Origin of the sequence: Streptomyces sp. McG3, from assembly GCF_018619185.1 — a bacterium.
Classification (GTDB): domain Bacteria; phylum Actinomycetota; class Actinomycetes; order Streptomycetales; family Streptomycetaceae; genus Streptomyces.
Map to the genome: position 1 here is coordinate 1 of NZ_JAAXYC010000092.1, position 26,296 is coordinate 26,296.

At 72.9% G+C, this 26,296-nt stretch carries 23 protein-coding genes and 1 tRNA gene; 17 read left to right on the top strand and 7 right to left on the bottom strand.

The features are described 5' to 3' along the window. The 7 genes from HET64_RS17150 to HET64_RS17180 all read left to right on the top strand — a co-directional run. On the top strand, window positions 1–1,520 hold a 1,520-nt coding region (locus HET64_RS17150; protein WP_251145441.1), incomplete at its 5' end, for an ABC transporter substrate-binding protein. A 4-nt stretch (window positions 1,521–1,524) separates the two neighbouring features. Beyond that, window positions 1,525–3,246, top strand: coding sequence for an ABC transporter permease subunit (locus HET64_RS17155; protein ID WP_215106487.1), 1,722 nt, complete (start codon window positions 1,525–1,527; stop codon window positions 3,244–3,246). Window positions 3,247–3,299: 53 nt separating this feature from the next. After that, window positions 3,300–4,664 carry an MFS transporter gene (locus HET64_RS17160; protein ID WP_215106489.1) on the top strand — a complete coding sequence of 455 codons (1,365 nt, stop codon included), beginning with the start codon at window positions 3,300–3,302 and terminating at the stop codon, window positions 4,662–4,664. A 49-nt stretch (window positions 4,665–4,713) separates the two neighbouring features. Next, window positions 4,714–5,118 (top strand): PPOX class F420-dependent oxidoreductase, encoded by a 405-nt coding sequence (locus HET64_RS17165; RefSeq protein ID WP_215106491.1) that lies wholly within the window; start codon window positions 4,714–4,716, stop codon window positions 5,116–5,118. A gap of 131 nt (window positions 5,119–5,249) precedes the next feature. After that, a complete protein-coding gene (gene cysS / locus HET64_RS17170) occupies window positions 5,250–6,650 on the top strand; it encodes a cysteine--tRNA ligase (RefSeq protein WP_215106493.1) in 1,401 nt (466 codons plus the stop codon). Between the two features lie 98 nt (window positions 6,651–6,748). After that, a complete protein-coding gene (gene rlmB / locus HET64_RS17175; protein ID WP_215106495.1) occupies window positions 6,749–7,705 on the top strand; it encodes a 23S rRNA (guanosine(2251)-2'-O)-methyltransferase RlmB in 957 nt (318 codons plus the stop codon). A gap of 194 nt (window positions 7,706–7,899) precedes the next feature. Beyond that, complete coding sequence (locus HET64_RS17180) at window positions 7,900–9,543, top strand: DoxX family membrane protein (protein WP_251145442.1); 1,644 nt, start codon at window positions 7,900–7,902, stop codon at window positions 9,541–9,543. Between the two features lie 103 nt (window positions 9,544–9,646). Here HET64_RS17180 and HET64_RS17185 read toward each other — a convergent pair whose 3' ends face one another. From HET64_RS17185 to HET64_RS17195, 3 genes are all read right to left on the bottom strand, one after another. Further along, entirely contained in the window at window positions 9,647–10,363 is a 717-nt protein-coding gene (locus tag HET64_RS17185) for a nucleotidyltransferase family protein (protein WP_215106497.1), read from the bottom strand. 63 nt (window positions 10,364–10,426) lie between these two features. After that, window positions 10,427–10,840, bottom strand: a complete 414-nt coding sequence (locus tag HET64_RS17190; RefSeq protein ID WP_215106499.1) for a hypothetical protein — start codon at window positions 10,838–10,840, stop codon at window positions 10,427–10,429. A 227-nt stretch (window positions 10,841–11,067) separates the two neighbouring features. Then, window positions 11,068–12,204, bottom strand: coding sequence for an ABC transporter ATP-binding protein (locus HET64_RS17195; RefSeq protein ID WP_215106501.1), 1,137 nt, complete (start codon window positions 12,202–12,204; stop codon window positions 11,068–11,070). A gap of 178 nt (window positions 12,205–12,382) precedes the next feature. On the opposite strand from HET64_RS17195, the gene HET64_RS17200 reads away from it, so the two are divergent. Next, window positions 12,383–12,456, top strand: a tRNA-Thr gene (locus tag HET64_RS17200). Between the two features lie 92 nt (window positions 12,457–12,548). On the opposite strand, the gene HET64_RS17205 is transcribed toward HET64_RS17200, so the two are convergent. Continuing rightward, entirely contained in the window at window positions 12,549–13,376 is an 828-nt protein-coding gene (locus HET64_RS17205) for an FHA domain-containing protein (RefSeq protein WP_251145443.1), read from the bottom strand. A gap of 154 nt (window positions 13,377–13,530) precedes the next feature. After that, window positions 13,531–13,731, bottom strand: a complete 201-nt coding sequence (locus HET64_RS17210) for a hypothetical protein (protein WP_215106529.1) — start codon at window positions 13,729–13,731, stop codon at window positions 13,531–13,533. A 242-nt stretch (window positions 13,732–13,973) separates the two neighbouring features. Here HET64_RS17210 and HET64_RS17215 point away from each other — a divergent pair, with 242 nt between their 5' ends. The 7 genes from HET64_RS17215 to HET64_RS17245 all read left to right on the top strand — a co-directional run bounded on the left by HET64_RS17215 (window position 13,974) and on the right by HET64_RS17245 (window position 21,742). Next, the gene (locus HET64_RS17215; RefSeq protein WP_215106503.1) at window positions 13,974–14,498 is read left to right on the top strand and encodes a toxin-antitoxin system HicB family antitoxin; all 525 of its coding nucleotides are present in this window, start codon (window positions 13,974–13,976) and stop codon (window positions 14,496–14,498) included. A gap of 172 nt (window positions 14,499–14,670) precedes the next feature. Beyond that, window positions 14,671–15,561 (top strand): DUF4097 family beta strand repeat-containing protein, encoded by an 891-nt coding sequence (locus HET64_RS17220; protein ID WP_215106505.1) that lies wholly within the window; start codon window positions 14,671–14,673, stop codon window positions 15,559–15,561. 121 nt (window positions 15,562–15,682) lie between these two features. Then, entirely contained in the window at window positions 15,683–16,690 is a 1,008-nt protein-coding gene (locus tag HET64_RS17225) for an ATP-binding cassette domain-containing protein (protein ID WP_215106507.1), read from the top strand. Beyond that, window positions 16,687–17,478 (top strand): ABC transporter permease, encoded by a 792-nt coding sequence (locus HET64_RS17230; RefSeq protein ID WP_215106509.1) that lies wholly within the window; start codon window positions 16,687–16,689, stop codon window positions 17,476–17,478. The genes HET64_RS17225 and HET64_RS17230 overlap by 4 nt, the downstream gene beginning before the upstream one ends. Before the next feature lie 89 nt (window positions 17,479–17,567). Then, window positions 17,568–18,824 (top strand): cytochrome P450, encoded by a 1,257-nt coding sequence (locus HET64_RS17235; protein ID WP_215106527.1) that lies wholly within the window; start codon window positions 17,568–17,570, stop codon window positions 18,822–18,824. A 323-nt stretch (window positions 18,825–19,147) separates the two neighbouring features. Then, window positions 19,148–20,062, top strand: coding sequence for a diiron oxygenase (locus HET64_RS17240; RefSeq protein WP_215106511.1), 915 nt, complete (start codon window positions 19,148–19,150; stop codon window positions 20,060–20,062). Window positions 20,063–20,071: 9 nt separating this feature from the next. Next, window positions 20,072–21,742 carry an FAD-dependent oxidoreductase gene (locus HET64_RS17245; protein WP_215106513.1) on the top strand — a complete coding sequence of 557 codons (1,671 nt, stop codon included), beginning with the start codon at window positions 20,072–20,074 and terminating at the stop codon, window positions 21,740–21,742. 243 nt (window positions 21,743–21,985) lie between these two features. On the opposite strand, the gene HET64_RS17250 is transcribed toward HET64_RS17245, so the two are convergent. Then, window positions 21,986–23,455, bottom strand: a complete 1,470-nt coding sequence (locus HET64_RS17250) for an MFS transporter (protein ID WP_215106515.1) — start codon at window positions 23,453–23,455, stop codon at window positions 21,986–21,988. 183 nt (window positions 23,456–23,638) lie between these two features. Here HET64_RS17250 and HET64_RS17255 point away from each other — a divergent pair, with 183 nt between their 5' ends. Next, a complete protein-coding gene (locus tag HET64_RS17255) occupies window positions 23,639–24,085 on the top strand; it encodes a MarR family transcriptional regulator (protein ID WP_215106517.1) in 447 nt (148 codons plus the stop codon). Between the two features lie 28 nt (window positions 24,086–24,113). Here the strand turns inward: HET64_RS17255 and HET64_RS17260 are convergent, their stop codons facing one another. After that, on the bottom strand, window positions 24,114–25,514 hold the full coding sequence (locus HET64_RS17260; protein WP_215106519.1) for an FAD-binding oxidoreductase: 1,401 nt from the start codon (window positions 25,512–25,514) through the stop codon (window positions 24,114–24,116). A gap of 115 nt (window positions 25,515–25,629) precedes the next feature. Between HET64_RS17260 and HET64_RS17265 the strand changes: the two genes are divergently transcribed. Then, window positions 25,630–26,296 (top strand): aminoglycoside phosphotransferase family protein (locus HET64_RS17265; protein WP_215106521.1); only part of this gene is annotated, 667 nt, incomplete at its 3' end.

Genomic DNA, 26,296 nt, shown 5'->3' on the forward strand with positions numbered 1-26,296 from the left:
GCCCCCGCCTTCCCCGCCGCCGCGTCGCGCTGCCCCTGGCCGCCGCCACGCTCCTCGTGCCCGTCGCCACCGCCTGCACCTCGTCCACGGACTCCGGCGGTTCCGGCGGGGACCAGCGGCTGAAGGTGGCCATGGCCTTCCCGCCCGCCCAGGCCATGTCCCCGTACGGCGACGACGCCGTCACCCTGAGCCGGCTCGCCGTCGTCGAGGGGCTCACCCGGCTCGACCGGAACGGGGAGGCCGGGCCCGCGCTCGCCGCCTCCTGGAAGCGCGACGGCGAGAAGGCCTGGGAGTTCACCGTCCGCGAGGGCGCCGTCTTCCAGGACGGGACGAAGCTCGACGCCGCGGCCGTGGTCCGCTCGCTGACCGCCGCGCAGAAGGCGTCCCCCAAGCCCCGGGTACTGTCCGACACCACGCTCACCGCCACGGCCGCGGACGCCGGAACCGTACGGATCACCACCGAGGACGCCGACCCGCTGCTGCCCCAGCGACTGGCCAACCCGTCGCTGAGCATCCTGTCCGCCGCCGCGTACAAGGACGCGGCCAAGGTCGACCCCGCCGGGCACGCCACCGGACCCTTCACCCTCGCCGAGGTCAACGGCGCGGTCAGCGCCACCCTGGAGCGCAACGACACCTACTGGGGCGACCGGGCGAAGGCCTCCGGCGCCGACGTGAAGTTCGTCGCCGACGGCACCGCCCGCGCCAACGCGCTGCGGACCGAGGACGTGGACGTCGCCGAGTACGTACCGATCTCCCAGGCCTCACTGCTCGGCGACGGCCTGGTCCACGAGTTCCCCTCCGCCCGCACCAACGGCCTCTCCCTCAACACCGGGCGCGGGGTCTTCGCCGACCCGGCGATGCGCGCCGCCGCCCGCGAGGCCATCGACTCCCAGGCCCTCGTCGACGGCGTCTACGAAGGGCGCGCCGACACCGCCCAGGGGCTGCTCGGCCCCGGCGTCCCGTGGGCCGCCGACCTGCGCACCGCCCCCACCGGCCGCGCGAAGGCCGCCGCCCCGGCCGAGGTGAGGAAGACGTCCGGGATCGTGCTGGCCACCTACACCAACCGGCCCGAGCTGCCCGAGGCCGCCACCGTCGTCCAGCAGCAGCTGGAGAAGCGCGGCTTCACCGTCAAGCAGGTCGTCCGCGACTACGCGCAGATGGAGGCCGACGCGCTCGCCGGGAAGTACGACGCGTTCATCCAGGCCCGCAACACCCTCCTGGACACCGCCGACCCGGTCTCCTACCTCGCCTCCGACTTCACCTGCGACGGCAGCTTCAACATCACCCAGCTCTGCGCGAAGCCCGTCGACGCCGCCGTCGGCCAGGCCGCCGCCCTCGCCGACACCGACGCCCGGCACCGGGCCGAGATGACCGCCGAGGCCGCCATCCTCGGCTCCGACGCCCTCGTCCCGCTCGTCCACGAGCGCTTCGTGCAGGGGTACGACGACACCCGCGTCCAGGGCGTCGCCCTCGACCCGATGGAGCGCACCCTCATCACCGCCGACACCCGCATCGGGTGACCGCGTGAAGTACCTCGCCGGACGGCTCGGCGCGCTGCTCGCCGTCGTCGCGGTGATCGGGCTGCTGCCCTGGCTGACCCGGACCGACCCCGCCCGCACGATCCTGCACGCCCGGTACGCCGACCGGGCACCGACGCCCGAGACCCTCGCCGCGATCCGCGCCGAGACCGGGCTCGACGGCGGGCCGTGGCACGTCCTGGGCGACTGGCTCGGCGGGCTCGCACGCGGTGACCTCGGCACGTCCTGGGTCTCCGGGCAGCCCGTCGGACCCGATGTGACCGCCGCCCTCGGCAACTCCCTCACCCTGATGGCCGTCTCGCTCGCGGTCGCCGTGCTCCTCGCCCTCGCGCTGAGCGCCGCCACCCTGCGGCGCGGGGCCGCGCGCCGGATCGTCCGGGTGCGCGCCGGCGCGGGCGCGGCGGTGCTCGCCGCGCTGCCGGAGTTCCTGCTCGCCGCCGTACTGGCCACGGTGTTCGCCGTGCACCTCGGGTGGTTCCCGGCGCTCGGCTGGGGCGCCCCCGACCAGATCGTGCTGCCCGCGCTCGCCATGGGCGTCCCCGCCGGGGCGCTGCTGGGCCGGCTGCTGGACGACGCCCTGCCCGGCGCGTTCGCCGAACCCTGGGCCCGGGCCGCCGCCGCGAGCGGCCTGCCCGGCCGCGTCGTCGCCCGGCACGCCCTGCGCCGGGCGCTGCCGGGCCTGCTGCCCCAGCTCGGCCTGGTCGCGGTCGGGCTGACCGGCGGGGCCGTCGCCGTCGAGACGCTGTACGCGATCCCCGGCCTCGGCGGAACGGCACTTGCCGCCGCCCTCGCCCAGGACCTGCCCGTCCTCCAGGCGACCGTGCTGGTGCTGCTGCTCCTCGGCGTCGCCGCGGGCCTGCTCTCCCGCCTCGCCGTCCGCGTCCTCCTCGGCCCCGCGCTCACCGACCGCGCGCTGCCCGCCCTCGTCGCGCCCCGGCTCCCCGGCCGCCGCGCGCTCGCCGTCGCCGCCCTCGTCCTCGGCGGCCTCCTCATCGCCGTCACCGTCGCGGGGCTCCTGCGCGACCCCCTCCACGTCGACACGGCCGCCCGCCTCGCCGGCCCCTCCGCCGCGCACCCCTTCGGCACCGACAACCTCGGCCGCGACGTCCTCGCCCGCCTCGGCCACGGCGCGGCCCGCACCGCGCTGGCCGCCGTGGCGGTCGGAGCCGCCACCCTGGTGCTCGGGCTGCTCCTCGGAGCCGCCCGAGCCGGGGCGCTCACCGAGACCGCGAACGCGCTCCCCGCCGTCCTCGCCGGCCTCGTCGTCGCGGGCATCGCCGGACCCGGCCCCTGGGGCGCCGCGGCGGCCGTGGCCGCCGTCGCCTGGGCCCCGCTCGCCGCCCACACCGCCGCCCTGTACGCCCAGGAGAAGGCGGCCCCGCACCTCGCCGCCGCCGTCGCCCTCGGCGCGGACCGGGCCCACCTGCTGCGCCGCCACGTCCTGCCCGGGGTCCTGCCGCCGGTGGCCCGCCACGCGCTCCTGCGTATCCCGGCCATCGCGCTGGCCCTCGCCTCCCTCGGCTTCCTCGGCCTCGGCACCCAGGCCCCGGCGCCGGAGTGGGGGCGGATGCTGTCGGAGAACATGCCGTACGCCGAACGGGCCCCGTGGGCCGTCCTCGCCCCCGCCGCCGCGCTCGCCGTCCTCGGCGCACTGGCCGTCCTCACCTCGGCCGCGGTGCGCGGGCGCACCCCGGCGGGCCTGAAGTGAACCGGCCCGCACCCGCGAAGGCCGATGAGCCCGCGCACGCCGATGAGCCGCCCGTGCACGCCGCCGAGCCCGCGCACGCCGCCGAGCGCGCGGGAGCCCCCGCCCGGGAGGGCCGCCGTCTCCGGCCCCGGCTCGCGAGCGCGCCCACCCCCTACCTCCGGCTCCTCACCGCCACCCAGTTCGCCTTCAACATCGGCTTCTACGCCGTCCTGCCCTACCTGGCCACCCACCTCGGCAGCGGCCTCGGCATGGCGGGCTGGCTCGTCGGCCTCGTCCTCGGGCTGCGCACCTTCAGCCAGCAGGGCCTGTTCGTCGTCGGCGGCGCCCTCACCGACCGCTACGGCCCGCGCCCCGTCGTGCTGGCGGGCTGCGCCCTGCGGATCGCCGGGTTCGGCTGGCTCGCCCTCGCCGGATCCACGGCCACCGTCATCGCCGCCGTCCTCCTCATCGGCTTCGCCGCCGCACTGTTCTCCCCGGCCGTCGAGTCCGAGGCCGCCCGCGAGGCCGTCCGGCACGAACGGGACACCGGCACCCCGCGCGCCCACGTCCTCGCCCTGTTCTCCGCCGCCGGGCAGGCCGGGGCGTTCATCGGGCCACTGCTCGGCTCCCTGCTCCTGCTCCTCGGCGGCGGCTTCCGGGCCGCCTGCCTCGCCGGGGCCGCCGTCTTCGTCGGCGTACTGGCCGGGCACGCCCGCCTGATGCCGCGCGCCACCTCCGTACGGGACCGGGCAGCCGATCCCGTGACCGAGCAAGGCGAGGCGCCGGCGCCGGACGCCATCACCCGTACGGCCCAACGGGCCCGGTCGCCGTGGCGGGCGGTCTTCACCAACCGGGCGTTCCTGCTGCTCTGCCTCGCGTACAGCAGCTACCTCGTCGCCTACAACCAGCTCTATCTCTCGCTGCCCGTCGAGGTGGAGCGGGCCACCGGATCGGGGGCCGCGCTCGGCTGGCTCTTCGCGCTGTCCTCGCTGCTCGTCGTCGTCGCCCAGTTGCCGCTGACCCGCTGGTCCGCCCACCGGATCGCCCCGCGCACCGCCCTGGTCACCGGCCTTTGCACCGTCGCCGCCGGGTTCGCCGCCGTACCGCTCACCCCGGCCGGACCCGGCGGTCTGCTGCCGGGCGCGGCACTCGTCGTCCTGCTGACCCTGGGCCAGATGCTGCTGGTCCCCGCCGCCCGGGGCCTGGTGCCCGACCTGGTCGAGGACCGGCAGCTCGGTCTGGCCACCGGGGCGCTGTCCTCCGTGTCCGGGATCGCCGTCCTCGCAGGGAGCGCGGCGACCGGCGCACTGCTCGACGCACCCGCGCCCGTGCGGTGGGCGGTGCTCGCGGCGGTCCCGCTGGCCGGGGCGGCGCTGGCGTTCACCCTTCCGGCGGGCCGGAGCGGGAAGGATCGGCGAACGCGCGCGGTTGCCGGGTAGGAGCAGCACTGGACGAAGGACCGACCGCAGCGCACAGGAGGCCGTACGCATGACCGCCGCACTCTCCGCCGAGCTCAAGAACCTGCTCGACAGCCCCGTGTTCGTCAACATCGCCACCATCCAGCCCGACGGCAGCCCCCAGGTCTCCCCGGTCTGGGTCAAGCGCGACGGCGACGACGTCCTGATCTCCACCACCGTCGGCCGCCGCAAGGAGAAGAACCTCCGCCGCGACCCGCGCGTCACCGTGGTCGTCCAGCCCTTCGACGCCCCGTACAGCTACGCCGAGATCCGCGGCGAGGCGACGCTGACGACGGACGGCGGGCAGGAACTGATCGACGAGCTGTCCCTGAAGTACACCGGCAAGCCGTACGCGGAGTTCAACCCGAACTCCGCCGACGACGACCCCCGCGTCGTCGTCCGCATCTCCGCGCGCAAGATCGTCGGCCGCCTGTAGGCCCCACGGAGGGTGTGAGAACGCTCTCCGGGCCCTTCCAGGGCCGTTTCGGGGCATCCCGGTACCAGAAAGTTGTCCCCGCGATCCCCAAGGGTCGCGGGGCACTGGTGCGGGCCTACTACCCTTGAGGCGTGACTATTCGCCTGCACGACACCAACGCCCGGCAGATCCGTGACTTCGTCCCGCTCACCGCGGGCTGCGTCTCGATCTACCTCTGTGGCGCCACTGTCCAGGCAGCACCGCACATCGGCCACATCCGCTCGGGCCTGAACTTCGACATCATGCGCCGCTGGTTCACGTACCGCGGCTACGACGTCACGTTCATCCGGAACGTCACCGACATCGACGACAAGATCATCGCGAAGTCCGCCGAGCAGGGCCGCCCGTGGTGGTCGATCGGCTACGAGAACGAGCGCGCGTTCAACGACGGCTACGACGCGCTGGGCTGCCTGCCGCCCACCTACGAGCCCCGCGCCACCGGCCACGTTCCCGAGATGATCGAGATGATGCGCGGCCTGATCGAGAGCGGTCACGCCTACGAGGCCGACGGCAACGTCTACTTCCACGTGCGCTCGCTGCCCAGCTACCTGGAGCTCTCCAACCAGGAGCTGGACGATCTGCGCCAGCCGTCCGGCGAGGGCGAGACCGGCAAGCGCGACCAGCGTGACTTCGCCATGTGGAAGGCCACCAAGCCGGGCGAGCCCAGCTGGGAGACGCCCTGGGGCCGCGGCCGCCCCGGCTGGCACCTGGAGTGCTCCGCGATGGCCCACAAGTACCTGGGCTCCGCCTTCGACATCCACGGCGGCGGCATCGACCTGATCTTCCCGCACCACGAGAACGAGATCGCCCAGGCCAAGGCCTACGGCGACGAGTTCGCGAAGTACTGGGTGCACAACGGCTGGGTCACCCTGTCCGGCGAGAAGATGTCGAAGTCGCTGGGCAACTCCGTCCTCGTCAGCGAGATGGTCAAGCACTGGCGCCCGATCGTCCTGCGCTACTACCTCGGCACCCCGCACTACCGGTCGATGATCGAGTACAGCGAGGAGGCCCTGCGCGAGGCCGAGTCCGCGTTCGCGCGGATCGAGGGCTTCGTCCAGCGCGTCACCGAGAAGACGGGGGAGGTCGTCCCCCCGGCCGCAGAGGTGCCGCCCGCCTTCGCCGAGGCGATGGACGAGGACCTGGGCGTGCCGCAGGCCCTGGCGATCATCCACACCACCGTCCGCCAGGGCAACAGCGCCCTTGCCGCCGACGACAAGGAAGCCGCCGCCGCCCGCCTCGCCGAGGTCCGGGCCATGCTCGGCGTCCTCGGCCTGGACCCGCTCGACCCGCACTGGGCCGGCGAGGGTGACCGGGGCGAGGACCTGCACGGCGTCGTCGACACCCTCGTGCGCCTCGTCCTCGACCAGCGGCAGTCGGCCCGCGCCCGCAAGGACTGGGCCGCGGCCGACGCCATCCGCGACCAGCTCAACCAGTCCGGCCTCGTCATCGAGGACAGCCCCACCGGCCCCCGGTGGACGCTGGGACCGCGCTGACCGCCCGCGCCGAGCAGTGCAGATGTGCCGCCCGGCGATCCGGGCGGCACACTTTCCCTATACATACGTACGTCTGAAAGCAACGAAACAGGTAGATCATGGCCGGGAACAGCCAGCGCAGGAACCGCCGCACGTCCAACAAGAAGGGCATGCAGGTCGGCAGCGGTGGCCAGCGACGCCGTGGCCTCGAAGGCAAGGGACCGACGCCGCCCGCCTCCGCCCGCAAGGGACACAAGAAGAACCGGATCGCCGGGGCCCAGGCCAAGCAGGCCGCGGCCCGCCGCCCCGCGCCCCGGCGCGGCGGTGTGAAGGGCACCTCGGAGATGGTCGTCGGCCGCAACCCGGTCTACGAGGCCCTGCGGGACGGCGTGCCCGCCGTCACCCTCTACGTCCAGCAGTACATCGAGAACGACGAGCGCGTCCGCGACGCCCTCAAGCTCGCGAGCGAGCGCGGCAACATCAACCTGATGGAGGCCCCGCGCCCCGAGCTGGACCGGATGACGAACGGCCTGAACCACCAGGGCCTCGTCCTCCAGGTCCCGCCGTACGAGTACGCGCACCCGGAGGACCTCACCGCCGCCGCGTACGACAACAACGAGGACCCGCTGATCGTCGCCCTCGACGGGGTGACCGACCCGCGCAACCTCGGCGCCATCGTCCGCTCGGTCTCCGCGTTCGGCGGCCACGGCGTGGTCGTCCCCGAGCGCCGCGCGGCCGGCATGACCGCCGGTGCGTGGAAGTCCTCCGCCGGTACGGCGGCCCGTACGCCCGTCTCCCGGGTCACCAACCTCACCCGCGCGCTGGAGGGCTACCAGAAGGCCGGCCTCACGGTCGTCGGCCTGGCCGCCGACGGCGAGCACACGGTGGAGGACCTGGAGCAGCTGGCGGGCCCGGTCGTCATCGTCATCGGCAGCGAGGGCAAGGGGCTCGGCCGTCTCGTCGGCGAGACCTGCGACTACCGGGTGCGGATCTCGATGCCCGGCGGCGCGGAGTCGCTCAACGCCGGTGTCGCGGCGGGCATCGTGCTGTACGAGGTGGCGCGCCGCCGCGGATAGCCGTTGGCCGGCCCGGGGCCCGACGGCCCGCCGGTGCCACGGCGTTCGCGCGGCAACCGGCTCGCCCGCCCGGCGAGTCGACGCGCGAACGCCGAACACAGTTCCAGGTTGCCCGAGTTTGGCCTGATCTTGACGGGTCTCGGACACATCCGGTGCGGTCAAGGCAGTGTCCTAAACACACATCACTCGGTTAGATGAGTGTGGACACCAGAACGCCTCGGTTCGACGAGCAACCCGCCGCCCTGAGCATGACCAAGGTGGACAGCGACCCCGCGCAGGTCATCGTCAACCACGCCAGCTTCCGGGTGCAGCTCGCCCCGGGCCAGCGCGCACGGCTGCGCGGTGCCCCCGCGGAAACGGCCCGCATCCCTGCCATGAGCGGTGCCGGCGGAGGCCGCAGGCGGGCCCCGGTCGTCTGGAGCGGGAAGTCCGCTCCCGGCGACCCCGGCGCGACAGGCCTCCTGCAGGCCGTGCGCAACTCCACCGCCGGACAGCTCGACGCCGGACTCGGCGGGGCGTCCGGGGCCGGGCACGCAGCGGGCGCGACGCAGGTCATCCCGCTCCTGGAGGAGACACAGCCCAACCCCGTACTGACCGCCCCCCACCAGCCGGGACACACCGGTCCGCTGCTGCCGCCCATGCGGCAGGCGGTCGGCGCGTACGACCCGGTCGAGGCGCCCGACGACCTCGGCAGGACCGGCGCCCCCGGCGACGACGACTACGACGAGGCCGACGAAACCGCCGAGTCCCGCGCCCGGCGGGGCGTGGGCGACCCCGTCCGGCACGCCTATTACCCCGGCCACCGGATGAACCTGGGCGTCGTCCTGCTCCCCATGCGGGTGCTGCTCGGCTTCATCTCCATCTACGCCGGCATGGGCAAGCTGAGCGACCCCGTCTACTTCGACGGCGGCGAGCGCGGCTCGATGGTCAAGTGGCTGACCTCCCTGCACCCGTGGGCGATGGCCGAGCCGCTGCGCGACTTCGCGCTCTCCCACCCGGTCGGCGCCGGCCTGACCGTCGCCTTCCTCCAGGTCGTGGTCGGTGTGCTCACCGTGCTCGGCCTCTGGCAGCGGGTCGCCGCCGCGTTCGGGGCGCTGCTCTCCGCCGCGCTGCTGGTGACGGTGAGCTGGCGCACGGTCGCCGTGTACGACGCACCCGACATCATCCTGCTGGCCGCCTGGAGCCCGCTGATCATCGCGGGCGCGCCGGTCTACTCCGTGGACGGCCGGCTGGCCGGGGAGGCCTGGCGCAAGCTCGGCCCGCGCTCGGAGATCTGGGACCTGCGCCGCCGGGTCCTGCGCCGGGGCACCGTCGTCGCGACGGTCGTCGTCGGCCTCACCCTGCTCATGGGCTCCATCCTCGGCGGCGCGGTCCGCTCCAGCGACGTCGTCACCGTCCCCGGCCGCAACGACAACCCCACCAACCGCCTCCCCGGCATGCCGCTGCCCCAGGAGTCCACCGGCGAGCGCCAGGCCTCCCGTACGCCGGACCAGCGGCGACAGCCGGAGCCCAGCCGCTCCGGCGCGGCCACCACCCCCGAGGGCGGCCAGGCCAGCCCCGGCGCGACCCGCGACACGGGCGGCGGCCAGAGCACCGGCTCGGGCTCCACCCAGCCCAGCCAGACCCAGGGCACCAACCAGGCGCCCCCGCAGCAGTCCACCCCGCAGGAGCCCCCGGCCGCCACCAGCGCCGGACCCGACTCGTCCGGCTCCACGGGCGGCGACGGCTCCTCGGGCGGCGGCGAACCGGCGCCGACCGGGGGTGCCACCTCCTCCGGCGGCGAGGGATCGACCTCCGGCGGCGGCGGCCGGAACCCGATCGGCGGCCTCCTCGGCTGACCCCGTACGACAGCAGTGAGGGGCGGCCCCACCCGGGCGGAAGAACCGGGTGGGGCCGCCCCTTCGTACGAACGAGAAGGCCCGGCTGCGAAGCCGGCGGCTGTCAGCCCTCGTGGGAGCCGAGCTCGCGGGCCGCCTCGGTCAGGTCCTTCGCCGTGTCGATGGCCCGCCAGTACGCCCCGTTCGGCAGCGGATACCCGGCCAGCCGACGCTCGCGGGCGAGGCGCGGGAACGTGGTCCGCTCATGGTCGCCGCGGTCCGGCAGCAGCTTCGTGAACGTGGGCGAGAACACGTACACCCCGGCGTTGATCAGATACGGGGAGGGCGGCGACTCGATGAAGTCGGTGATGTGCCCGAACGCGTCCGTCTCCACGGCGCCCCACGGGATCCGGGGCCGGGCGAGGGCCAGGGTGGCGGTGGCGTCGCGCTCCGCGTGGAAGGCGGCCATCTCCCGCAGGGAGAAGCGCGTCCAGATGTCGCCGTTGGTGGCGTACCAGGGCTGCTCCGGATCGGGCAGCCGTCCGGCCGCGTACTTCAGGCCGCCGCCGCGGCCCAGCGGCTCGGTCTCCACGACGGTGGTGACCCGGAGCGGCAGTACGGCGGCGTCCAGCCACTCCTGGAGCACCTCGGCGAGGTGCCCGCAGGAGACCACGGCGTCGGTGACTCCCTCGGCGGCCAGCCAGGACAGCTGATGGCCGATGATCGGAGTCCCGGTCCCCGGGATCTCGACCATCGGCTTGGGGCGGTCGTCGGTGTACGGCCGCAGCCGCGACCCCTGGCCACCGGCAAGGATCACGGCCTGCGTCGGATACGTATGCATGGCAGGCACGATATGCGGTGCCCGCCGGCGGAAGGCGGCGCTCCGCGCGACCGCCTCCCGGGCTCAGCTGAACTGCGCGACGCCGGAGGCGAACGAGGTGTCGCAGACGGGCCGGGAGAAGCGGTGCGCCCGGGTCGGGCCGTACTGCTCGACGGCCGCCTTGCCGAGGGCCTTCGCGATCGACATGCAGTGGCGGGCGAGCGAGGGGCGCTGCTCGACGGCGCGCTGGAGGCCGGTGAGCGCGGTGCCCGGGTCCTTCTCCTGCAGCTCCACGAGCAGCTTCTCGCGCAGGACGTCCTGCGGGGCGTGCGGCTTCGCGGGCTTGGACACGGTCTCCGAGGAGGCGGCCAGCAGCTGGGAGTCGTTGTCCGACTCCGCCCACTGGACGCTGGTGACCGCGAGGGTCCCGGACAGAACCATGACGACGGGCAGGACGAGAGCGAGGGATCGGCCGATGCGGCGCGCGGTGTGGGTCACGCAGCGAGCGTAGCGGCCGGTGATGACTTGGCGACAATTCGTCACCCTTGCGGGGGATGGTTCGACGCGCCCTTTCGAATGCGGGCTTGACGAACCAGGGTGAAATGCCCTGTGTGCCGGGGTATTTGCTGCCGCCCGGCACCGAAACCCCAACCCGTCGGGACCACGCAAACGGCCCCGCACCCCCTTGCGGGGAGTGCGGGGCCGGGCGTACAGCGGGTGGGGCGTCAGTTGGTGAGACGCTCGCCGGTGGAGGTGGCGAAGACGTGCAGCTCGTCCGGGCGCGGGACGACGTGCAGCTCCGTGCCCTTCTCCGGGACCGCACGGCCGCCGACGCGGACGACCAGGTCCTTGTGCTCGCCGCCGACCTGCGCGCCGCCGTAGACGAAGCCGTCGGCGCCGAGCTCCTCGACGACGTTGACGGAGACGGCGAGACCGGCAGGCGCGTCCGAGGAGTCCTTGGTCAGCGTCTTCGCGGCGGCGCCGCCGTGCTCGACGATGTCGAAGTGCTCGGGGCGGATGCCGACCGTGACGGTGGTGTCACCGCGGTCCGCGGCGGCGGTGAGCGCCTCGCGGGAGACCGGGACGACGCTGTTGCCGAACTTCACGCCGCCGTCGGTGATCGGGACCTCGATGAGGTTCATCGCGGGGGAGCCGATGAAGCCGGCGACGAAGAGGTTCGCGGGGCGGTCGTACATGTTGCGCGGCGAGTCGACCTGCTGGAGCAGCCCGTCCTTCAGCACCGCGACCCGGTCGCCCATGGTGAGGGCCTCGACCTGGTCGTGGGTGACGTACACGGTGGTGATGCCGAGGCGGCGCTGCAGCGAGGCGATCTGCGTACGGGTCGAGACACGGAGCTTGGCGTCGAGGTTCGACAGCGGCTCGTCCATGAGGAAGACCTGCGGCTCACGCACGATGGCGCGGCCCATCGCCACACGCTGACGCTGACCACCGGAGAGCGCCTTCGGCTTGCGGTCCAGGTAGTCGGTGAGGTCCAGCATCTTGGCGGCCTCTTCGACCTTCGCCCGGATCTCGGTCTTGTTGATACCGGCGATCTTCAGCGCGAAGCCCATGTTGTCCGCGACGGACATGTGCGGGTAGAGCGCGTAGTTCTGGAACACCATGGCGATGTCCCGGTCCTTCGGCGGCAGGTGCGTGACGTCGCGGTCACCGATGCGGATCGCACCGCCGTTGACGTCCTCAAGACCCGCGAGCATGCGCAGGGAGGTCGACTTGCCACAACCGGAGGGACCGACGAGGACGAGGAACTCACCGTCCTCGATGTCGATCTCGAGCTGGTCCACGGCCGGCTTAGTGGAGCCGGGGTAGACGCGGGACGCCTTGTCGAACGTGACACTGGCCATGCTGAATCTTCTCCTCAACCGGCAGGAACGTGCCGGACGATCCGAGTAGGGAGTGGTCTGGTCCACAGACGCGAACCTGCCGTGACGCTACCTGGCGTTTCTCGATCTGTCAGTAGTCCGGAGCACACGGAAAACGCGGACGGGCGGGGCGCGCGGTTGGTTAGACTGCTTCCGGCGCGCCTCCTTAGCTCAGCTGGCCAGAGCAACGCACTTGTAATGCGTAGGTCGTCGGTTCGAATCCGACAGGGGGCTCTGTGGGAAGTCCAGGTCGGATCTCGTCTGACCTGGACTTCTTTCGTTTCCGGGCGGCGTGCATGCCCGTTCAGTGCTTGTTCATCGGACCTTTATCGCGTTTCCCCAGGCTCGCAAGGAGCCGAACCCATGGGGGACCACATGCTCCGCATCCACTTCAGCGACGTGGATCTGGCCAGGACCCGGCTCGCCCCCGCCCCCGACCCCCTCTTCGAGATCGCCGCGAGCATGCACCGGCTGCAGTCCAGCCGGGGCCGTTGGGCGCATGCCGGCTTCTTGCCGTTGGCGCGTCGGCCGGGTTCGGCTGTTTCCGGGCCGGGGCGTACCCGTGGTTTCAGGGCCAGGTAGTCGATGTTCCAGTAGACGGACGAGCGGTTGACCGTCGGCCATGCGGGGCGCAGTCGCCGGACGAGCTGGTCGACGGCGGGGGTCGGGGCGTGGGGTTCGCCGCGCAGGCGGGGTTCGCACAGGGCGGCCAGGACGGCGAAGTAGCGTTTGGTCCGGTCGAGGGTGAACGCGGGCGCTGTCGCGGAGCCCGGGAGCTCCCTGTCTTCCGCACTGGCGAATCTCTGGCGTGGTGCCCATACGTCGAAGGTCAGCAGATCGCCCGCCGCGGGCAGGACGACGCGGGAGAATTTGAATGCCACGGGTGCGTCGACGCGGCCGGGGGCGATCTTGATGTGTTCGCCGGCGCCTTCCGGGTTCTCCACCACATAGGTCTGGTGGGTGCTGCGGTTGGTCAGGAGCCAGACGTCGTGCTGTGCGGAGATCTCCCCGGCGATGCGGGGGACGCCGTCGTGGGCGATGGTGAGGCCGCCGGATGTTTCCCGTCGGCCGAAGGCCAGACTTTCACCGGAGGCGATCTCGATCCGGCCGGCCGGGCGCGCGCATGCCGGAGGTACGACGATGACGCTGTACATGGACTTGTCCCCTCGTCAAGCCATGAGGGCCACCCTCCCCCGGTCCAACATGGGGGAGGTCAGGCGAGGTTGTCGTAGGGAGCAAAGGGTTCCGGCGCGCGGGGCCGCGGTCTCCGTAGCCGCCTGTGCCGCGGCCGCGGGTGCCGCGTCGCGCTCATGTGCGGTTCGGGGCGCCGATGGTCAGTTCCACCTCGTCCTCCTCCGGGGCGAGCCCCTTGACGGTCCAGGTGCTGTCGTCGATGGAAGTGCCGGCCGCGGTGGTGCAGGCCGCGACCGTGAGGGCCGGGCCTCGCGGGGTGCGCTTGGTGGCTGCTGTCGGTACATCCGGGTTCGGTGGCGGGGGTGGGTGTGCCATGCGGGGTCCCGGTGCGCCGGGGTACCGGGTGCGTCGGGTGGTGTTGCGGTGGCGCTGCTTGGCGCCATGTGGTGCCGCGTGGTGCCAGGTGGCATTGGTTTGGTGCCATCCCGGGCCCCTTTGGGTGCTCCTGCGGTGCCATCTTGGCTGCTGCGGCAGCAATGTCGCAGGTCAGGGGCTCATTTGTGGGGCGTGAGCCAGGGTGGCTCGACGTGGTGCCAAATATGTGCCATGATGGCGTCATGGACCTCACCCCCTACGTCGACAATCTCCGGCGGGAACTCGCCGTCGCCGCAGACGCCAGCGGCGACGAAGCCCGCGCCCTGGCCGAGCGGCTCAGCGCTCCCCTGGAATCCGCAGTCCGGCTGACCCTGCTCAACGTGCTCTCCGCGGCCATGGGCGACGTCACCCGGGAGCTGGCTCCCGGGTCGGTCGACGTACGGCTGCGCGGGCTCGATCCCGAGTTCGTGGTGACGCCGCCGCCGGTGCCCGAGCCGGTGCGGGAGGAGCGGGAGGCGGTCGTCGCTCCCGTCGTGGCCGCGCCGTCGGCCGGGGAGGCCGACGACGGCACCATGGTGCGGATCAACCTCCGTCTCCCCGCCCACCTCAAGGGCCGCGCCGAGAGCGCCGCTGCGGCCGAGGGGCTGTCGGTCAACGCCTGGCTCGTGCGGGCCGTGTCGGTGTCCCTCGACGGCGGGGGGCGCGCGAGCGCACCGGGCCGGGGCAAGGACTCGGGCGGTCGCGGCTTCACCGGCTGGGTCCGCTAGGGCCTCTCGTTTGGATCATGCCGGGCTCGCGGGGTCCGGCCTGATCCAAACGAAAGGCCCTAGGCCCCCTGGGCCGCCTGTTCGCAGCCGGCACCACTTCACCGGCGGATCGCCGATCCGGCCGACGTCACTGATCACTCATCACTCACCGAGCCAAGAGGACGGGACAGCCATGCCTTCTTTCGAAACCCCCGAGCCGGTCTCCGCCGTCATCGAGCTGGACGCCGGTACCGCCCGCATCACCGCCGGCAAGCGCACCGACACGGTCGTCGAGGTGCTGCCGGGCAACGGGTCCGACGAGGACGACGTACGCGCCGTGCAGCAGACCCAGGTCTCCTTCTCGGGTGGCCGCCTCACCGTCAGAACCCCCAAGAAGCGCTCCCTGTTCGGCAAGCCGGGCGCCGTCGTGGTGAGCGTCGAACTGCCCGCGGGGTCCGATGTGCGCGGCACCTCCGCCCTGGGCGGCTTCTTCGGCGAAGGGCCGCTCGGCGAAGTGCGGCTCAAGACCTCCCTCGGCGACCTCCAGGTGGAGGAGGCGGCCCGCGCCGAGCTCAGGACCGACCACGGCGACATCCGGCTGGTCCGCGCCACCGGGGACGCCGAGGTCATCGGCTCGGGCCGGGTCGAGGTCGGTGCCGTCGCCGGGGCCGCGGTCGTCAAGAACGGCAACGGCGCGACCGGGATCGAGGAGGTCGGCGGTGAGCTGAAGGTCAACGCGGCCAACGGCGACATCTCCGTGGGCGTCGCGCACGGCGACGTCGTCGCCAAGTCCGCCAACGGGCGCATCGAGATCGGCGTGGCCCGGGCCGGGGTCGACGCGACCTCCTCCAACGGGCGCATCCGCGTCGGCGACGTGACCCGCGGCCGCATCGCTCTGCGCACCTCCGTAGGCGACCTCGAAGTGGGCATCCACGAGGGCACCGCCGCCTGGCTCGACCTGCATCCCAAGTTCGGCACCGTACGCAACTCGCTCGGCGCCACCGCCGGGCCCGAGGACTCCGACGAGACCGTCGAGGTGCACGCCCGGAGCGGGGCCGGCGACATCATCGTCCGCCGTGCCTGACTGCCGCGCCTGACTTCGTCATCACTCACTCCACGGAGCTCGGCTCCGCCGAGCCCAGCTTCGCCATGCCCGCATCTCGTCCCGCCCACCCCCGACCCACCGCTCGCGAAAGGGAACCAGCATGACTGTCACCCGGGCCTCCGCGCCGCTCGCCACCCAGGGCGCGGCGCAGGCGATCACCGCCACCGGACTGCGCAAGTCCTACGGCGACCAGGCCGTCCTGGACGGCATCGACCTGGCCGTCCCGGCCGGCTCGGTCTTCGCGCTGCTCGGCCCCAACGGCGCCGGCAAGACGACCGTCGTCAAGATCCTCTCCACTCTCATCTCCCCCGGCGCCGGCTCCGGCGAGATCCGCGTCGGCGGCCACGATCCGGCCGTCGACCCGCAGGCGGTGCGCGCCGCGATCGGTGTCACGGGGCAGTTCTCCGCCGTGGACGGGCTGATCACCGGTGAGGAGAACATGCTGCTGATGGCGGACCTCCATCACCTGCCCCGGCGTGAGGGGCGGCGGGTCGCCGCCGAACTCCTGGAGCGGTTCGACCTGGTGGAGGCGGCGAGGAAGCCCGCCGCGGGCTACTCCGGCGGTATGAAGCGGCGCCTCGACATCGCGATGACGCTGGTCGGCTCCCCGCGGATCATCTTCCTCGACGAACCGACCACCGGCCTCGACCCGCGCTCCCGCCACACCATGTGGGGCATCATCCGCGAGCTGGTCTCCGGCGGCGTCACCGTCTTCCTCACCACGCAGTACCTGGAGGAGGCCGACGAACTGGCCGACCGCATCGCCGTCCTCAACGACGGGAGGATCGCCGCGGAGGGCAGTGCCGAGCAGCTCAAGCGGATCGTCCCCGGCGGCCACGTCAAGCTCCGCTTCACCGACCCGGACGCCTACCGGTCCGCTGCCTCGGCGCTGCGCGAAGTCACCCGCGACGACGAGGCCCTGTCGCTCCGGATCCCCAGCGACGGCAGCCAGCGCGAACTGCGCTCCCTCCTCGACTGGCTGGACTCGGCCGGGATCGAGGCCGACGAACTGACCGTGCACACGCCCGACCTCGACGACGTGTTCTTCGCCCTCACCGACTCCGGCGCCCCGGCCCGGAACAACCAGCCGAAGGAGGCTGTCCGATGAGTTCCCTCTCCCTGGCCGTACGCGACGCGAACACGATGCTGCGCCGCAATCTGCTGCACGCCCGGCGCTACCCCTCGCTCACCCTGAACCTGCTCCTCACGCCTGTCATGCTCCTGCTGCTTTTCGTCTACATCTTCGGCGACGTGATGAGCGCGGGCATCGGCGGCGGAGGGGGCGGCCGCTCCGCGTACATCGCCTACATCGTCCCGGGCATCCTGCTGCTGACCGTCGGCTCCACCGTGGTCGGGACCGCGGTGTCCGTCTCCACGGACATGTCCGAGGGCATCATCGCCCGCTTCCGCACGATGGCTATCCACCGCGGCTCCGTGATCACCGGGCACGTCGTCGGCAGCGTGCTGCAGAGCGTGCTGAGCGTGGTCCTGGTCGGCGCGGTCGCCGTGGCCATCGGCTTCCGCTCCACGGACGCCACGCTCGTGGAGTGGCTGGCCGCGTTCGGGCTGCTCGTGCTCTTCTCCGCCGCCCTCACCTGGGTCGCCGTGGGCATGGGCCTCATCAGCCCGAACGCCGAGGTAGCCAGCAACAACGCCCTGCCGATGGTGCTGCTCCCGATGCTGTCCAGCGCCTTCATCCCGGTGGAGACGATGCCGGGCTGGTTCCGGCCGATCGCCGAGTACCAGCCCTTCACCCCGGCCATCGAGACGCTGCGCGGCCTGCTGCTCGGCAGCGAGATCGGCCACAACGGCTGGCTGGCCGTGGGCTGGAGCCTCGGGCTCGTGGTGCTCGGCTACTTCTGGGCGACCTCGAAGTTCGGCCAGGACCCCCGGTGAGCCCCCTCCCCGACGACTTCACCTCCGGTGACCTCGTCCCCGATGACCTCGTCTCCGGTGCCTCGATCCCACGAACCGGGGAGAACCCGATGGCGTACGACTCGGCGACCGCCGACGCGCCGCCCGTCCTGCCCACCGACCGGCACACCGGCTGCCCCTTCGACCCGCCCGCCGGGCTCACCGCGCTGAGCGACCGGCCGGTCCGCCGCCTGCGCTACGCCGACGGGCACGTGGGCCGGCTGGTCACCGGGCACGCCGAGGCCCGCGCGGTGCTGGCCGATCCGCGCTTCAGCTCCCGCTACGAGCTCCTGCACCTGCCGATGCCGATGGAAGGCGTGCCGGGAGAGCTGCCGCCGGCGCCGGTCGGGGACATCACCGGCCTCGACGCCCCGGAGCACACCCGCTACCGCCGACTGCTCGCCGGCCGGTTCACGGTGCGCCGGATGCGTCAACTGACCAGTCGTATCGAGCGGTTCACCACCGACTGCCTGGACGCCATGGAGCAGGCCGGGCCCACGGCCGACCTGGTGGAGTCCTTCGCGCGGCCCGTGCCCACGCTGGTGATCTGCGAGTTGCTCGGCGTGCCCTACGCCGACCGGGGGCGCTTTCTGGGCCTGGTCGAGGTCATCTTCGACCAGGCGGCCGACGCCGGGGTCAGGGACGAGGCCTACGAGGGGCTGCTCCGGTACGTCGGTGAACTCGTCCTCGCCAAGCGGGCCGAGCCCACTGACGACCTGCTCAGCGACCTCGCCGCGCCCGGCCCCGCACCCGCCCCCGGGTCCGGAGACCTCGTCGCCTCCGGTCTCGGCGACGACGAGCTGGCCGGGATCGGCGGGCTTCTCCTCGCCGCCGGGCTCGACACCACCGCGAACATGCTCGGCCTCGGCGTCTTCGCCCTGCTGGCCAACCCCGGCCAGCTGGACGCCCTGCGCGCCGCCCCGGATCTCGCCGGGCCGGCCGCGGAGGAGCTGTTGCGCTACCTCAGCGTGGCCGACCCGCTGCTGCGGTCCGCACTGGAGGACGTCGAGGTGGCGGGCGAGCTGATCAGGGCGGGGGAGACGGTGACCGTCTCCGTGCAGGCCGCCAACCGGGACCCGCGCAGGTTCCCCGAACCCGACCGGCTCGACATCCGCCGCCGGGCGACCGGGCATCTCTCCTTCGGCCACGGCCCCCACCAGTGCCTCGGTCAGCAGCTCGCGCGGGTCGAGATGACCGTCGCGCTCCCGGCGCTCCTCGCCCGCTTCCCCTCCCTGCGCCTCGCGGTCCCGCCGGGGGAGGTGCCGCTGCGTGAACGCTCCAGCGTCTACGGAGTGGTCTCCCTGCCGGTCACCTGGGGAGAGGAGTAGTGCCGAACTGCCGTGGGGGCAAGGAGACGCGGTGAACGTCCCTACCGATTTCTACCGGGGGGTAGGCGGCCCGGGATCCTTGTTATACCTTGCGTCTAACAAGGATCCCGGGCCGGCCGGTGTCCGGTCCGGCGCGGGCCGTCGCCCCCGGCCCCCGTGATCCCGTACGGCACACAGCACGACCCGACCCCGTACAGCGCGACCCGACCTCGTTACAGCGCGAGCGATTCCGTACAGCGCGAGTCGATCCGTCGCGGCGGTCGGCCGACGTACGCACCTCACCACGATCGAGGATCACCGCACTCGACCCAAGGAGCCGCAGCATGGCCGGCAGCACCGTTCCGTCGAAGGTCCAGGAGAGTCCCGAGGGCGACGACGTCGCGCGGCGGCTGCTCGACTCGGCCGCGCAGCTGGCGTACGACCCGGCCACCGAGGTGGACTGGGAGACGCCGCTGGACAAGGAGTTCCACGGCGCGAGCCCGGAGTGGTGCAGTCTCTACGGGACCGCGTACTGGGACGAGTTGACCGAAAGTCAGCGCAAGGAGCTGACCCGGCAGGAGGCGGCCTCGGTCGCCAGTACCGGGATCTGGTTCGAGATGATCCTCCAGCAGATGGTGCTGCGCGACATCTACATGAAGAACCCGGCGGGCGCGGAGTTCCAGTGGGCGCTCACCGAGATAGCCGAGGAGTGCCGCCACTCGATCATGTTCGCGCGCGGTGCGCAGAAGCTCGGGGCGCCCCATTACCGGCCCCGCCGCGCGGTGATGGAGCTGGGCAGGGCCTTCAAGACGCTGGCGTTCGGGGAGGCGGCGTACGCGGCGATCCTGGTCGCCGAGGAAGTGCTCGACGTGATGCAGCGGGACTGGATGCGCGACGAGCGGGTCGTGCCGTTCGTCCGCACCATCAACAACATCCATGTGGTGGAGGAGTCCCGGCACATGAAGTTCGCCCGGGACGAGACCCTCAAGCGCCTGGCGGGCGCCGGGTGGGCGCGCCGGCAGCTCAACGCGTTCGTCGTCGCCGTCGCCTCGTACTTCATCGTGACGAGCATGGTGAACCCGGAGGTCTACCGGAGGGCCGGGCTGGACAAGCAGCGGGCGCTGGCCGCCGCCCGGGCCAACGAGCACCACAAGTCGATGATGCGGTCCAGCTGTTCGGGGCTGATGGACTTCCTGGCCTCCGCCCGCCTGCTCACCAAGCCCGCCCTCGCGTTCTACAAGCGCGCGAACCTGATCTGAGCCGGGGCCATGACCTACGCCATCACCCAGACCTGCTGCAACGACGCCACCTGCGTGGCCGTCTGTCCGGTCAACTGCATCCACCCGACGCCCGAGGAACGCGCCTTCGGCAGCACGGAGATGCTCCACATCGACCCCCGGGCGTGCATCGACTGCGGGGCCTGCGCGGACGCCTGCCCGGTGGACGCGATCTTCCCGGTGGACTCGCTGTCCGCCGGGCAGCGGGAGTACGCGGACATCAACGCCGCGTACTACGAGGGCGACGAGCCGGCCCCCGGGACGACGGAGGGGCCGAACTTCCACGCCTGGGGCGAGCCGGTCTTCGGGCGCGGCCTGCCGTCCGACTTCGGGCCGCTGCGGGTGGCCGTCGTCGGCACCGGGCCCGCCGGGATGTACGCGGCGCAGGACCTGCTGCTGCACACCGCCGCCGAGGTGACCCTGATCGACCGGCTGCCGGTGGCCGGCGGGCTCGTCCGGTACGGGGTGGCCCCCGACCACCCCGCGACGAAGAAGGTCGGCGACACCTTCTCCCGCTTCCACTCCCACCCCCGGGTCCGGATGCACCTGGGCATCGAGGTGGGCCGGGACGTCACGGCGGAGGAACTGGGCGCCCACCACGACGCGGTGATCTACGCGGTCGGCGCCTCCACGGACCGGCGGCTCGGCATCCCCGGCGAGGAAGGGCCCGGATGTCTGTCGGCGACCTCGTTCGTCGCCTGGTACAACGCCCACCCGGAGGCCGTCGCGCAGGGCGTCGACCTGTCCGCCGGGCGGGTCGTCGTGGTGGGCAACGGCAACGTCGCCCTCGACGTCGCCCGGATCCTGGTCGCCGACCCGGAGGCGCTCGCGGGCACGGACATCGCCGCCCACGCGCTGGAGGCCCTGCGGGCGAGCCGGGTCCGCGAGGTGGTGGTGCTGGGGCGGCGGGGGCCCGAGGACGCCGCGTACACCCGCTCCGAACTTCTCGCGCTGAAGCATCTGCCGGGCGTGGAGCTGGTCGTGGACGACCACGACCCGCGCACGGGGGCGGCGATCGACGCGGCCGGGGCGGGCGACCGGGCCGGGCTGCTCCGGGGGCTCGCCCGGGCGCGGACGGCCGCCGCGTCCCCCGGCCCCGGCCGGGGTGCGGACCGGCGCATCGTGCTCCGCTTCCACTCCGAGCCGGTGGAGGTCCTGGTCGACGGGGCCGCGCGCACCGTACGGGTCACCGACGGCGGCGTCGGGGGCGCGGCCGATCTGGCCGCCGGAATGCTGCTGCGGGCCATCGGATACCGGGGTCTGCCGGTCCCCGGGCTGCCGTTCGACGAGGCCTCGGGCACCGTCCCGCACGAGGGCGGCCGGATCGCCGGGCTGCCCGGCGGCTATGTGGTCGGGTGGATCAAACGGGGGCCCTCCGGCGGGATCGGCGCGAACCGCACCTGCGCGGCGGAGACGGTCGGCACGCTCCTGGCCGACGCGGTCGCCGGGACCCTGCCCGCCCCGACGGGCGGCGCCAAGGCGTTCCGGCGCCTGGCCCGACGGCGTAACCGCCGGGTCGTGGACGCCCGGGGCCTGGCCGCGATCGACCGTGCCGAACGGGACCGGGGCCGGCGCGACGGGCGGCCCCGGGTGAAGCTCGCCACCGTCGAGGAGCTGGTCGCGACGGCGAGAGCCGGGCGGCTGCTGAGACTGACTCGGTGACTCGGTGACTCGGTGACTCGGTGGCCTGATGGCTTGCTGGCCCGGTGACCTGCTGGCGCGGTGGCCGGTGGCCGGTGACCTGCTGGCCCGGTGACCCGGTGGCGCGGTGACCTGCTGGCCCGCTGATCCATCGCCCCGTCGCCCCGTCGACGTGACCCCGGTGCCGGGTCACCGTACGAAATCCGGCCCGTGACCCGGTGGTTCAGCCGTCGGGCCACGGGACGGACTTCGTACGGGCGACGGTCAGGCCTTGGAATCCGAGGCCTCCGGTACCCCCGCGGGACCGCTCGCCGCGGTCGGCCGCAGCGGCGCGGTCGCCGGGCGTACGGGGATGAGAGCGGCGACGGCCGCCGCCGCGAGGCCCACCCCGCAGCCGATGAGCATCGCGACCCGGAAGCCGTTCTGGGAAGCCAGCGGGAAGCCGCCGAAGTCCGTGGTCATCCGGGCCAGGACCACGCCGATCACCGCCGCCGCGAAGGACGTGCCGATCGAGCGCATCAGGGCGTTGAAGCTGTTCGCCGACGCGGTCTCGGACCGGGGCACCGCACTCATGATGAGCGCGGGCATCGCCCCGTAGGCGAAGCCGACGCCCGAGTTGCAGACGAGGGTGACGATCAGCAGGCTCCACGGGGAGTCCGCGCCGATCAGCGGTACGGACAGGCCGTAGCCGGCGGCGATGAGGAGGCTGCCGACGGTCAGGGTGACCTTCGGGCCCTTGGCGGCGGAGAGCTTCGCGCCGACCGGGGACATCGCCATCATCATCAGGCCCGCCGGGGCCATCCACAGGCCCATCGCCAGCATCGACTGGCCCAGCCCGTACCCGGTGGCCTCGGGCAGCTGGAGCAGCTGGGGCACGACGAGGGACTGCGCGTACATCGCGAAGCCGACCAGGACGGAGGCCGTGTTCGTCATCAGGACCTGGGGGCGGGCGGTGACGCGCAGGTCGACCAGCGGTTCGCTGAGGCGCAGTTCCCACCAGCCCCAGGCGGGCAGCAGCACCAGCACGGCGGCGAGGAGGGTGAGCGTGGTGGCGCTGCCCCAGCCCCAGTCGGCGCCCTTGGAGACGGCGAGCAGCAGACAGATCAGGGCGGTGCCGAGGCCGACGGCCCCGAGCAGGTCGAAACCGGTGGACCCGGTGGCCGGGCGGTCCCCGGGGACCAGGGCCAGGATCAGCGCGCCGACCGCGAGGGCCAGCACGGCGACCACCCAGAACAGCACCCGCCAGCTGGTGTTCTCCGCGATGGCGGCGGCGAACGGCAGGCCCAGCGCGCCGCCCACGCCCATCGAGGCGCTCATGATCGCGATGGACGGGCCGAGCTTCTCGGCCGGCACCACATCGCGCAGCAGGCTGATGCCGAGCGGGACCACGCCCATGCCCAGGCCCTGGAGCCCGCGCCCGGCGATCATCGGGACCACCGACGAGGACAGGGCGCAGACCACCGAGCCGAGGACCAGCGGGACGAGCGAGACGAGCAGCATGCGCCGCTTGCCGTACATGTCGCCGAGCCGGCCGGCGACGGGCGTGGCCACGGCGGCGGCCAGCAGGGTGGCGGTGATCACCCAGGAGGCGTTCGACGCGGAGGTGTCGAACATCTTCGGCAGCTCCGCGATCAGCGGCACCACCAGGGTCTGGGTGAGCGCCGCCACGATGCCGGCGAAGGCCAGGATGCCGACCACGCCTCCCGGGCGGGCTGCGGGGGGTGAACTCTCCACGGGTACTGCTCCCTCTTGCCCTTCCGGGCCTGTCGGTCGTTCGGGTCGTTCGTTCTCGCGTACGCGCTCTCGGCGTTCGACTATGCAAGATACACGGATTGTGCATGATGCATAGCATGTGCATCATGCACATCTATCGTGATAGACCTGCGTGACAGACCTGTTCGACAAAGGAAGCAGCGCGTGGACAAGCCCATCGACCGGATCGAACGCGAGACGATGCTGCTCGGCCGGTACATGCACATGGTCACCCCGCGCGTGGACTGGCAGCTCGACCGGTCCGCCTACATCCTCCTCAGCCGGATCCAGGTGGAGGGGCCCATGTCCATCGGCCAGCTCGGCGACGCCTTCCGTCTGGACGCCTCCACGCTCAACCGGCAGACCGCCGCGATGCTGCGGGCCGGGGTCGTCGAGCGCATCCCGGACCCCGACGGCGGCATCGCCCGCAAGTTCGCCATCACCGAGGAGGGCGAACGCCGCCTCGACTACGACCGGAGCCGGAATCTGGCGGGCCTCGCGAAGGTCCTCAACGACTGGACCCCCGAGGAGGCCCAGCAGCTCGCCGACTCCCTCGGCCGCCTGAACCTCTCCATCGAGCGTCTCGACGGTCGGCCCTGGCCGCGCGACTGAACGGGGCCGGGGCCGCGGGCCGGGTGGCTCAGTGGCGGCCCGCGATGCGGTCGGCCACCCTGGCGACGGGGTCCGTGCCGGGGCGCGGCGAGGTGCTCTCGCGGCGGTCGGCCGCGCGGTAGGCCGCGTACATGCCGTGGACGCCGAGCCAGCGGAAGGGCTCCGGCTCCCAGCGGCGGACCTTGTGGTTCACCCACGGCAGGGTGGTCAGCTCCGTCGGGCCCGCCTGCCCGGAGTCCTGCTGGATCAGGTCGCGCAGGGTGCGGGCGGCGAGGTTGGCGGTGGCGACGCCGGAGCCGACGTAACCGCCCGCCCAGCCCAGGCCCGTCGAGCGGTCCAGGGTGACCGTGGCGCACCAGTCGCGCGGGACCCCGAGGACGCCGGACCAGGCGTGGTCGACGTGGACGCCCGCCGTGGTGGGGAAGAGCCGGACCATCAGATCGCGCAGGGCGGCCACGGTGGCGGGCTGGGTGCGGCCGTCGTTGTCGGTCGCCGAGCCGAAGCGGTACGGGTACCCGCGGCCGCCGAGCGCGATGCGGTCGTCGGCGGTGCGCTGGGCGTAGAAGTAGGCGTGGGCCATGTCGCCGAGGGTCTCGCGGCCCTCCCATCCGATGGTGTCCCAGATCCGGGCGGGCAGCGGCTCGGTGACGATCATGGAGGAGTTCATCGGGAGCCAGGTGCGCTTCTGCCCCTTGAGGCTCGCGGTGAAGCCCTCGGTGCAGCGCAGGACGTACGGGGCGCGGACCGTGCCGTACGGCGTCACGGCGTGCTTGGGCTTGATCTCGGTGACCGGCGTCGACTCGTGGATGGTCACGCCCAGCGCCTCCACCACGTCCGCGAGGCCCTTGACCAGCTTGGCCGGGTGCAGCCGGGCACCGTGCGGGGTCCAGGTCGAGCCGACGGCTCCGGTCACATGGACGCGCTCGGCGGTCTCGCGGGCGCCGCGCAGGACCCGGTCACTCTCCCCGAAGGCGATCTCGACGCTGTGGAAGTCCTTGAGCCGGGCGAGCTGGGAGGGCGTGTGGGCCACTTCCAGGACGCCGCCCTGGTGGATGTCGGCGTCGATCTTCTCCTCGGCGGCCGTCCTGACGACCTCGCCGACGGTGTCGTTCATCGCCTTCTGGAGCCGTACGGCGGCCTCGTGGCCGTGCAGCCTGGCGTACCGGTCACGGCCTGCGATGCCGTTGTACAGCCAGCCGCCGTTACGGCCGGAGGCGCCGTAACCGCAGAACTTGGCTTCCAGAACGGTGATGTTGAGGAAGGGGACGGCCTTCTTCAGGTAGTACGCCGTCCAGAGCCCGGTGTAGCCGCCTCCGACGATGCAGACGTCGACGCTCGTGTCGCCGGGGAGGGGTTCGCGCGGGGAGGGGGTGCCCTCCTGCGCGTACCAGAACGATATGCCGCCGACGACGGTACTGACGGTGCTCATGATGCCCCTGGTGTCCCTGTCCGGTGAGATGCCGAGCGTACGTGTGGCGGGACGTTACTGCGCGCGGGGCTGTTCCGTCATGGCCCGGTCGCCGCGGGTCCCTAGGATCGGCGGGGTGATCGACATTCCTGACGAGCTGATCGCCACGCAGTCCCGGTACAACGGAGCGGCCGGCCGGGCCTTCGTCGCCGCACTGCCCGGCCTCGCCGAGCGGTGCCTGGAGCGGTGGGGGCTGCGGCCGGACGGCCCGTCGATGTACGGGATGTGCGCGCTGGTCCTGCCGGTGGTGCGGGAGTCCGACGGGCGGCCCGCCGCGCTGAAACTCCAGTCGGTGGACGAGGAGACGGCGGGCGAACCGGTCGCGCTGCGGGCGTGGACCGACGCGGGGGCCGGGGCGGTGGAGCTGCTCGGCCATGACCCGGAGACCGGTGCGATGCTGCTGGAACGGCTCGACGAGCGGCGGCCGTTGTCCGGCGAGACCGATGTGCGGGAGGCGGTGACGGTGCTCGGCGCGGTGCTCGCCCGGCTGGTGGCGGTGCCCGCGCCGGAGGGGCTGCGTACGTTGGGCGGGGTGGTCGAGCGGATGCTCGCGGCGGTGCCGGAGAGGGTGGGCCTGCTGGCCGACGCCGAGGACCGGCGGCTCGTCGCGGACTGCGCGGCGGCGGTGCGGGAGGTCGCGGGGGAGCCGGGGGACCGGCTGCTGCACTGGGACCTGCACTACGACAACGTCCTGGCCGGGCGCGCGGACACGGGGCGGGCCGGGGAGTGGGTGGCGCTCGACC